Source organism: Candidatus Limnocylindrales bacterium (genome assembly GCA_035571835.1).
GTDB lineage: Bacteria > Desulfobacterota > Binatia > UBA1149 > CAITLU01 > DATNBU01.
This window is the reverse complement of sequence record DATNBU010000045.1, coordinates 191,222-200,818: the sequence shown is the minus strand read 5'-3', so window position 1 is coordinate 200,818 and position 9,597 is coordinate 191,222. Positions and strand designations below refer to the sequence as shown.

Annotated in this window: 9 protein-coding genes; 3 read left to right on the top strand and 6 right to left on the bottom strand. The window is 66.3% G+C overall.

Annotated elements, in window-relative coordinates; all coding sequences use genetic code 11:
* The first annotated feature begins 105 nt into the window (after positions 1 to 105).
* Positions 106 to 516 (top strand): hypothetical protein, encoded by a 411-nt coding sequence (locus VN634_22115; protein HXC53599.1) that lies wholly within the window; start codon positions 106 to 108, stop codon positions 514 to 516.
* Between the two features lie 39 nt (positions 517 to 555).
* On the opposite strand, the gene VN634_22110 is transcribed toward VN634_22115, so the two are convergent.
* From VN634_22110 to VN634_22095, 4 genes are read right to left on the bottom strand one after another with little or no spacing between them, the layout of a single operon-like run.
* Positions 556 to 1,809, bottom strand: a complete 1,254-nt coding sequence (locus VN634_22110; protein HXC53598.1) for an NnrS family protein — start codon at positions 1,807 to 1,809, stop codon at positions 556 to 558.
* A gap of 55 nt (positions 1,810 to 1,864) precedes the next feature.
* Positions 1,865 to 2,734, bottom strand: a complete 870-nt coding sequence (locus tag VN634_22105; GenBank protein HXC53597.1) for an NAD(P)-dependent oxidoreductase — start codon at positions 2,732 to 2,734, stop codon at positions 1,865 to 1,867.
* Between the two features lie 15 nt (positions 2,735 to 2,749).
* Positions 2,750 to 3,511 (bottom strand): enoyl-CoA hydratase/isomerase family protein, encoded by a 762-nt coding sequence (locus VN634_22100; protein HXC53596.1) that lies wholly within the window; start codon positions 3,509 to 3,511, stop codon positions 2,750 to 2,752.
* A gap of 5 nt (positions 3,512 to 3,516) precedes the next feature.
* On the bottom strand, positions 3,517 to 4,146 hold the full coding sequence (locus VN634_22095) for a thermonuclease family protein (GenBank protein HXC53595.1): 630 nt from the start codon (positions 4,144 to 4,146) through the stop codon (positions 3,517 to 3,519).
* A 272-nt stretch (positions 4,147 to 4,418) separates the two neighbouring features.
* Between VN634_22095 and VN634_22090 the strand changes: the two genes are divergently transcribed.
* Positions 4,419 to 5,423, top strand: a complete 1,005-nt coding sequence (locus VN634_22090) for an LLM class flavin-dependent oxidoreductase (protein ID HXC53594.1) — start codon at positions 4,419 to 4,421, stop codon at positions 5,421 to 5,423.
* Between the two features lie 6 nt (positions 5,424 to 5,429).
* Positions 5,430 to 7,760, top strand: a complete 2,331-nt coding sequence (locus VN634_22085) for a DUF6077 domain-containing protein (GenBank protein HXC53593.1) — start codon at positions 5,430 to 5,432, stop codon at positions 7,758 to 7,760.
* Positions 7,761 to 7,826: 66 nt separating this feature from the next.
* Here the strand turns inward: VN634_22085 and VN634_22080 are convergent, their stop codons facing one another.
* Complete coding sequence (locus VN634_22080) at positions 7,827 to 8,963, bottom strand: DSD1 family PLP-dependent enzyme (protein ID HXC53592.1); 1,137 nt, start codon at positions 8,961 to 8,963, stop codon at positions 7,827 to 7,829.
* An 85-nt stretch (positions 8,964 to 9,048) separates the two neighbouring features.
* Positions 9,049 to 9,561, bottom strand: coding sequence for a ferritin-like domain-containing protein (locus VN634_22075; GenBank protein HXC53591.1), 513 nt, complete (start codon positions 9,559 to 9,561; stop codon positions 9,049 to 9,051).
* Positions 9,562 to 9,597: the final 36 nt, after the last annotated feature.

The window sequence follows — 9,597 nt, the reverse complement described above, 5'->3', positions numbered from 1 at the left end:
GGCCTCGCCCTTGGCTGCACGTGCCGCCTCTTGCCGCGTCACGGCAGGACGCATAAACGTTTTCCGTCGTCCGCCAGCGTTGCGCGCGCGCACGACGGAGGTTCCATGAAACTTGCCAGCCTGTTTGCCGCTACGTTCCTCATGTTTGCCGCGACATTCGCGCACGCTGCCGAATGGACACCGGAAAAATGGACGGACGAGGAGACGCTGCAGTTCCGCACCGACTGTCCCGACGAAGGCGAGTACTGGTCGTACGTCTGGGTGGTCGTGCTCGACGGCGATGCGTGGGTGCGCCTCGGATCGCGAGCAGCAGGCCGTGTCGACTGCAGCAGGACCAAACCGCTGACGTCGATCAAGATCGCCGGCCAGCAGTTCGACAACATCGAGATGGTCAACACTCCGGAGATGGCCGAGCGCGTAGCTGCCGCGATGGCGCAGAAATATTCGAGCGACCTCTTCATCCACTACTTCAATCACCCGTACACGATGAAGCTGGTGCCGAAGAAAGCGGAGTGATTGCGATCGTTGCGGCGAATGCGCCCCGCGACGAAGCGCTCAAGGCAAGCCTGTTCCTGCCGATCCTTTCGCGCGCGTGCGCAGCACCGGCACCAGCAGCACCGTCCAGACGCCGGTCGCCGCCAGAAAGAACATCGCTGCCGTGACCATCCACGCGTTGCGGTGAACCATGTCGACCGTGGTTGCGACACGACAAACCGTTGCGGCGATCATCAGGCCGAGAATGGCCGCCACCTGCCACGGCTGTCCGTTCAGCAGATCGCTGCGGTCTCCATGTCCGAGGATCACGTGCGTGCTCACGCCGAGCGTCAGCATCGCGAAGCCGGAGATGAAACTGATGTGGATTCCGGCCTGGTAGTACTGCGGATAGATCGACGCGAATGCGAAGCCCGCCGGCAGGCACCACGCCGCCAGCCAGATCACGCGGCGATTGAGCCCCGCACGCGTCGGCAGCCGCCACAGTTCCGCACCGAGAACGAGCACAGCCGCGATGACCGCAGCACGGAGAGCGCAGCCAGCGCGAACCGATACGTTCAGTTGGACAAAGAAACTCGCGACCACGAGCACGGCTGCGAGCACGTGCCCGAAGATCCCGCGCAGGTCCCTCGGAGACAATGACGCGTCCGGCGGCGCGACGCCGCGGGTCATCAGCGGCAGCGCAAGTCCGCCCACGCCGAGCACGAGCGCGATGAAAACGCCCTGCAGCACGAACTGCTGCCCGAGGTTGTGAAGCCACATCCACGACGCACCGAGCGCCCCTCCCACGCCCGTCATGACGGAGCCGGCGAGGCCGAGCAGGAGCGCGACGGGGATCCACACGAAGCTCGCGGGCGGACGCCGGCGCGCCGCAGCCGATGCGAATCGCCGCACGACGAACTGGACGAGCAGGACGCAGGCTGCCATCCACCCGGCTTGCGAGAGCGCCCATTGTCCGTTCGCGGCGGCAACGGCCGTAGCCAGCGGAGCAGCGATGCCGATGGCCATCTCGATGACGGATGGAGGCCAGGTGCCGCTGCGGCGCGGAATCATCGTGAACAGGAATCCGAGCGCGAACGAGAGCAGGAAGCCTTCGATCTGCGTCATGCTGTGGAAAATGTAGACGGCAACGTAGTCTTCGCTCCGTCCGGACAGCACGAACTCGATCCACCGGCCGACGCCGGCCCACGAAAGCAGGATGCCGAGCGGGAAGAACACGGCGTACGGCTCGCGCCGCCAGAACGGCGCGCTCTTCATCGCCGCGTTTTCGGTCACGACGCCGGCTGGAATCGCCGGGGCGTCAGCGCCGGTGCTCACGTCAAGCGTCTCGAGCCGGGACTCCGTGCCCTTCTCAAGTTCGATTCGTCCGGGTTCACGTCCGCGCCGGCGCCAGCGATACACCCGGCGGAAGCGCGCAGTCGTCAGGGACGAAGAAGTCGCGCATCAGCTCCCTCGTCGGATCGACGCGGTATTTGTCGAAGTCGCGCTCGCCGGCGGCGTACAGCAGCACGTCGTCGATGTAGAAGTTGCCGGTCGTCAGCCGGGCCGGCTGCGTGAAGATCCAGTGCGCCGCGTCGGCCATGATGTCGGTGGTGCGGCACGCGCGCATGCCTTCGTCGCCCGCCAGCGCATTGCGGATTGCCGCCGTCGCGATTCCCGTGCGCGGCCACAGCGCATTGAACGCGATTCCGTCGTCCTTGAACTCCTCGGCCATGCCGAGCACGCACATCGACATGCCGTACTTGGCCATCGTGTACGCCACGTGACCGCCGAACCAGCGCGGCTTCATGTCGAGCGGCGGCGACAGATTGAGGACGTGCGGATTGGACGCGCGCTTGAGGTGCGGAATGCAGGCTTTCGACGTCACGTACGTGCCGCGCGTGTTGATCTGGTGCATCAGGTCGTAACGCTTCATGTCGGTTTCGAGCGTGCCGGTCAGCTGTATGGCCGATGCGTTGTTGATGCAGATGTCGATGCCGCCGAACGTCGCGACGGTTTTGTCCACCGCCGCCTGGACGCTCGACTCGTCGCGCACGTCGACGATCAACGGAAGAGCCTTTCCGCCGGCATCCTCGATCTCTTTCGCGGCCGTATAGATCGTGCCTTCGAGCTTCGGATGCGGCTCGGCGGTTTTGGCCGCAATGGCAACGTTGGCGCCGTCGCGCGCGGCGCGCAGGCCGATCGCGAGGCCGATCCCGCGGCTGGCACCGGTGATGAACAGCGTTTTTCCCGAAAGGCTCATGGGTCTCTCCTTTGTCTACCGGACGTTGAGTTTTTCGCGCTGGCGCCGGCGCGCCGCGCGGCTTTCGTCGGAGATCCAGACCGACATCGTCGCGACCGCTTCGCTGTCGGTCTCGGCGAGGATGCGTCTCTCGGCGTCGGCGACGAGCGCCTGCTTGGTTCGCGCGTAGGCATCGCACGGAAATGCAGCGAGGCGTCCGGCGAGAGCGCGAACGTGCGTCTCGATCGATTCACGTGCAACGATCTCGTGCGCAAGGCCTAGCGCGACCGCTTTCGAGGACGGAAAAAGCTGTGCGCCGAGAACCAGCTCGCTGGCCTGCGCATGGGTGAGCCGCAGGCGAACGATCTCCATGGCCGTGCGCGGAAACGACGCGCCCACGGCAACCTCGTTCATGCCGATTCGATAGTCGCCACCGGCCGCGATCCGGTGGTCGCACGCGAGCGCGATCACGAAGCCTCCTGCAATCGCATGGCCGTTGATCCACGCAATCGTGGGCTTCGGCATCGTCAGCAGCGCGAGGTGACAGTCGCGATAGCGCCGGTACAGGTCGAGCGCGATCTCGTCATCGCGACGGGGCGCGGAGAAATCGAACCCGGCACTGAAGAACGCACCGCTTCCGGTGATGACCACGGCGCGAACCGAGTCGTCGGTCCGCAACGAGACGAGCGTCGCGTGCAGGTCGATCAGCAGGTGCTCATCGATCGCATTGGCAGGAGGCCTGGCGAGCGTCAGCAGCACGGCATCGTCGACGAGCGGGATTGTCCGGATGGTCGACATCGCTATCAGTACGTACGCTTCGCCGGCGACGCATGCTTCGCCGGCTCGTTGTGCCGAAATTCCCACGGAGCCTCGAACGACCCCTGCCAGATGCCGGTATGGTCCCGGCGTGCCCGCTCTTCTTCGTCAACGTAGTCGAGGCTGTAGTGACGATACGCCATGGCGGCTCCGCGCGTGACGACATTCCCGGCGAGATCGCCGGAAGAACCGGTGCAGACGCCGACCATGCGGCCGTATTTGTCGACATCTCGCCGCGAGCACGACACCGCCTGACCTCCGATTGCGGCGACGAGGGCGCCGCGAGCGAAATCGCCGCACGCATAACGTTCCCCGCCGGGCCGCCTGCACGACTGGTGAAGCTCCGGAGCGTCGATCCCGAACAGACGAATCCGTACGCCGCCGACTTCGATCGTATCGCCGTCGACGACGCGTGCTTTTCCGGAAACGCCGGCCGGAACGACGCCGCGGTGCGGCCCGGCAACTCGCCCGGTATCCGCCGTCGTCCAGCGTCCGGCAGCGACCGTGAGCACGGCGGCTGCGATGAACACAGCAGTTCTTGCGAGCGGCCCGCGAAGAAGACCGCCGCTGCCAGTCAGCGAGCGCAGGAACGAACGACTGCTTCGACGATTGTTCACGATGCCCCGGTACGAGAGCCGGGAGCGTCCCGGTCTTCCGGCACGTGCTCTATGCCGATCCTGCGATCGAAGGAAGTCTCGCGGCCGCAGGCATCTCGCGGCGGCGCAAGCATGCATCGTGCGGGCCTGGGTTCGGCGGCGCGGCATTTGACTCGCGCGACCCGTCTTTCTTAAGTGCGGCCGGATCTGTGCCGCGCCGACCGCAAGCCGCGCCGATGCCTGCCGGCTTTCTTCGTAAAATCGCCGCGGGGTCCGCTCGCAAGGAGAACAGGGTGACCGAACGATCAGGCATCGTCGCCTTCTGGAAAAACTTCAATCGCAAGCAGGTGCTGCGCCATGCGCAGGAGGCCGACGAGCTCGGTTACGAATCGTTCTGGATTCCCGAAGCCTGGGGCTACGAGGCCTTCGGCCTGCTGACCGAGATCGCGTGTCACACCAGACGCATCAAGCTCGCAACCGGGATCGTCAACGTCTTCAGCCGTTCGCCCGGTCTGCTGGCGATGCACGCTGCGACGCTCGACGAGATCTCCGAAGGGCGCGTGATTCTCGGGCTCGGCACGTCGGGCGAGAAGGTCATCGAAGGATTTCACGGCATTCCGTACGACAAGCCGCTGACGCGCATGCGGCAGTACATCAAGGTGATCCAGTGCCTGATCTCCGGACAGCGGCTGAACGAAGCCGGAGCCGACCTGTGGGAGTTCCGGCATTTCCAGCTCGCGATGACGCCGGTGCGCGAGCGCATCCCGATCTATTGCGCATGCCTCAATGACAAGGCGATCCGCATGGTCGGCGAGCTCGCCGACGGCTGGATGCCGACGTTCTGGCCGTATCAGCAGCTCGAGAAAGGCATCGCCGTCCTCGCGGAAGGAGCAGCGAAGAGCGGCCGAAGCGTCGACGACATTTCGGTCGCGCCGTTCACGACGGTGATTCCGATGCCCGACAAGGAGATGAGCTACCATTCGGCGCGCGGCATCATCTCGTTCTACATCGGCGGAATGGGCGTCTACTACCACGAGATGCTTTCGCGCATGGGCTATCGCGAGAACTGCGACGTCGTGCGCGATCTCTACGTGGCCAAACAGCGGCCGGAAGCTGCAGCCGCCGTCTCGCAGGAGCTGCTCGATGCGCTGGTGATCGCGGGCGAGCCCGGCTTCTGCCGGACGCGCCTGTCCGAATGGCGGCGCGCCGGAATGGATCTGCCGATCCTCGGGCTTCCGACCGACATGGGGCCCGAGATCTGCTCGATGTACCTCAAGCTCATGGCGCCGGCGGCCTGACCGCTCGTGATCGCTTCTGCGATCGCGATCATCGTCTCCGGGCTCGCGATCTTCGTCGCGCCGGGTGCGGCCGTGCTTGCGTCAGCGCGGATACGGCTGCCCGCGAGCGAGCGATTGGCATACGCGTTCGCTGCGTCGCTCGTCATGCTGACCGCTGCCTTCGCAGCCTGTCTTGCGCTCGGATCGTCCATTGATGCGGCACCGCTTTGTGTGGCAGCGGTTACCGCGCCGCTCGCGCTGTTGCTGCGCTGGCTCGTACCGGCGACGCGGCCCGCAGCCGCGACAGTGGATTCTGCGACGCGATCGTCACCGGCAGTCCAGGTCGTTCTCGCGCTTCTGCTGATTGCTGCGGTGATCGCCGCGGTCGTCTTCGCGCCGCTCGGCAGCGTGGACCGCTGGTGGTACCTCGCCTACGTCCGGTCGTGGCTCGAGGCGCCGGTGCTCTCGCTGGCCGAGCCGTTTCTAGCAACCGGTCAGTCGTTCGCGCGCTTCGGCGTTCATCCGTGGCTGTTCGGGCTTGCGCTGTGGTCGCGCATGTCCGGCGTCGATCCGGTGTTCCTTTACGAGAGATGCGCCCCGGTTCTCGTGGTTCTCGCGTCGTGCTCGGCGGCGTTCGCGCTTGCCGGCGAGTTGTTCGGCAGCGGACGGCGCGCACGACTGAGCGTGATCGCCACGATGCTCCTGTGGAGCGGCTCGGTCGTCCCGGTCCTGGCTCGCGCCGGCGAAGACAAGGTGCTCGCGGCAGCGGCACTGCTGCCGCTGTGCAGCGCGGCGTTTCTTCGCATCGTACGCGATCCGGATCGCAGCGGCTGGGTCCTGCTTGCAGTGGCAGCGGTAGCCACTGCTGCCGTGCATGCCCTCGCGTACGCGTTCGTGCTCGTGATCCTGCTGCCTGCGGCTGTGGTTGTGGGCGCGCAACCCGAACGGCGGCAACGCATGCTCGCAGCAGGCGCACTTCTCGGCGTGATTGCCATTGCGCCGGCGGTTTCCGGCCTCATCGTTCGCGAGCGGCTTGCGGACATCGGGGCCGAACTGTCCGAACCCGGACATCCGGTCGTGCGAGTTCACGAAGGACGGGGCCGGTTGATCGAATTCCCGGTCGCAGGGCGCTCGGGCGGATTCGTCGTCAGCCCGCGCCTGCTGCTGCACCCGCTGATGCTGCTCGCGCTTGCCGGCGTGCCGATCGTGCTGCTTCGGCCGCAGCGCGATCGTGCACGCATCCCGATTCGCGACGCTCCGCGCTCGCTGCTTCTGATCGCGACGACGCTGCCGCTCGCAATTGCGTTCGTTCCGCCGCTTCCGTCGCTCGCCGGAGCCGTCATTCCGCCGTGGATGGTCTACCGCGTGCTGTGGCTGCTGCCGGTCGCGCCGCTCGTCGCACTGACCGCTGACTCGCTCGCGAGCCGGTTTTCACGCGGCGAGATTGCCGCGACGCTGCTTCTCGTTGCGCTCGGACTGCCGGTCGCGGCAGCCGGTGCGCGCGACCGGCTCGGTGAAATTCGCGGGCGCGTCGCCGAACCGCGCGCCACACCGTTTCATCTGCTCGTGCATGCCGTTCGCACGCTGCCGCTCGACGCTCTCGTGGTTGCCGCGCCGGAGCTTGCCGAGCGCCTGCCCGCACTGACGGCCCGGCGAGTCGTCGCCGGGCTCGACCGTTCGACGATCGTGTTTTCGGGATCCCGCGAGCGCGGCGAAGCACGGCTGCGCGCACGTGCCGCACTGCTTGCCGGCGACGACGATGCGCAGGCACTGGCCGCTGCGGCGGCCGTCGCACCGACGCACGCGATCTTCGATCCGCGTCGCAAAGACGCGATGCCGCGCTGCCGCAGCAGGCTGCTCGAAACCACCGGCTACTCGCTGTGCGAGATCGACCCGTCGGCTCGCGAGCCCCGCACGCCGCCCGCTCTCGCCCGGGCCGCCGGCATCACGCAGACGACGACCGTCGCGCGCGCAGAGTGCCAGCCGCCGCCGCTTCGCGCGCGCCGCGACCTGTGGTCGGCCGCGCCTCCCGTCGTGCACTGCCGGATTGCGCTTTCGGACGCGCTTCGGGACCGGCGCGACATCGTGCTGCGCATCGAGGCCAGGACCGGGCGCTCCGTCGACGAGATCCGCATCGAGGTGCGGCGGCCGGACACCGCTCTCGAGAGCCGGTCGACCGTACGACTTTCCGGTGACGATGAGATCGTGCTGCGGATGCCGCCTCTCTCGTCTCCGGTTTCCGGCGGGACCGACGCGCTCGACGTGAAGATCGAGTCTTCGTTCCTGCCGTTCGTGAGGCCGGTTCTGGTCGAGCTTGCTGCCACCGTCGGCGATGCGACCGGCGCTGCGGTTCCGTAACAAACCCGAATCGTCCGCACCGGCGAAAATGCGGGCGGCAAAACCTCCAGGTCGCGCAGCCCGCGCTCAGTACGCGCCGCGAGCATCGACCGGCCACAAGTCGACGAGCGTATCTCCGCGCACGCAATGAAAATGGTCGTAGAGGTTCACCGTCGGATCACAGTGCGGAACCACGCACTCGACGGCCGCGCCGAGCGGCAGCGACTGCGACGCGTCGGCAAAGACCACGCATCCATGCTCATCGCCGGTCAGCGCGTAGACTGCACCTTCGGGAGCGCCGCGTGCGATACGAGGCCGCGGGCCGTCGGTCGCAAAGCGCTTGAGTCCGGCGTCGGTGGTCACCATTCCCGCCGCGTTGTTGCTGATGACCGTCGTCCGCACGAACAGCGCGGTCTGGAACGGCAATCGTGCCGGCGTAGCCGCATCCCACTGGAGATCGGCGTACTCGACGTCCATCACGGTATACGATCCGGCCTGAAGCTCGGTGAACACGCCGCCGCGGAAGTCGATGTCGTGCGTCCCCGTGCCGCCGCCGCTCACGATCGCCGGCTTCTTTCCGATTGCGGCGAGTGCATCGACGACTTCGGCCATCTTCGCGAGGCCGCCCGCCGCAAGCTCGGCGCGCGCAGCAACGCTCTCGATGTGCTGCACGTGTCCGGCATACCCCTGCACGCCGGCGAACGAGAGATGCGGCGAATCATCGATCTGCTTCGCAAGCGAAACCACGTCGTGCACCGTGCTCGCACCGGTGCGACCGAGGCCGATGTCGACGTCGACGAGCAGTCGAAGACTTGGAGCGCTCGCGCTCATTCGATCCGCGATTGCGCGCACGTTGTCCGGGTGATCGACGACGCACATCAGATCGGTCGCTCGGCCGTGCAGGCGAACGAGCCGTTCGATGTTCGCCGGATGCACCACGGGCGAAGTGATCAGAACGCCGCCGATTCCGCTCCCGACCATGATTTCGGCTTCGCCGATCGTTGCGCAGCAGATGCCGATGGCTCCCGCTTCGATCTGCAACCGTGCGATGCGGGCGGACTTGTGCGTCTTGGCGTGCGGGCGAAGTGCGATTCCCGCGCGCCGGCAGTGGTCGGCCATGCGAGCGATGTTTGCTTCGAGGATATCGAGATCGAGAACGAGCGCAGGCGTGACGAGCTTTTCGCGCGATCCGGGAACACCGACGAGCGCGGCGTTAGGCAACATCGGGATGCCTCGCACTAGCGGAGCATTCGGCACGAGTGAAGCATTTGCCAGCAGCGCGGAGGTCCAGGTGCGTGCGGCAGTCGGGTCAGATTCCGACCGCTGCCGTTACGGGCTCGACATCCGAGAACGAGAAGCCGAGCCAACGGCGCTCGTCTTCCTTGAACGCTTCGAACACTTCGAGCTCGAGCTTGCGATAGCGTGCGAGCTGCGCGCGGGCCTTGTCTTCGATGCCGCGTTCCTTTGCCATGCGCAGCATCCACTCCTCCATCCACGAGATGTGCCACTTCTCGTCCTTGGTGAGCTCGTCGAGAACTTCGCGCGTCAGCTCATCGCAGTAGCGGCTCGCGGCGTGTTCGGTGTAACGCGCAACCGAACGTTCTTCGACGATCACCGTCAGCGCGAACAGGTCGACGATGTTCGCGGGAAAACCGATCGCCTTGCCGAGCCTGCGCTGGTAGCCGTCGGGAACTTCGACCGGCATTCCCCCGAGCTGCCGGATCCGTTTCGTCCACAGCCATGCGTGACGGGTCTCGTCGGCGACGTGCCGCGAAAAAAGCACCTGCGCTTCGGGGTCCTTCTCCCACTGGGTCATCTTCATCAGAAGCGCTGCGCCACGGATCTCGGCATCTCGATA

Excerpts from the sequence above, each read along its gene's own strand:
- VN634_22115 (HXC53599.1), top strand. The coding sequence starts at position 106 with ATGAAACTTGCCAGCCTGTTTGCCGCTACGTTCCTCATGTTTGCCGCG.
- VN634_22105 (HXC53597.1), bottom strand. The coding sequence starts at position 2,734 with ATGAGCCTTTCGGGAAAAACGCTGTTCATCACCGGTGCCAGCCGCGGG.
- VN634_22100 (HXC53596.1), bottom strand. The coding sequence starts at position 3,511 with ATGTCGACCATCCGGACAATCCCGCTCGTCGACGATGCCGTGCTGCTG.
- VN634_22080 (HXC53592.1), bottom strand. The coding sequence starts at position 8,963 with ATGTTGCCTAACGCCGCGCTCGTCGGTGTTCCCGGATCGCGCGAAAAG.
- VN634_22075 (HXC53591.1), bottom strand. The coding sequence starts at position 9,561 with ATGAAGATGACCCAGTGGGAGAAGGACCCCGAAGCGCAGGTGCTTTTT.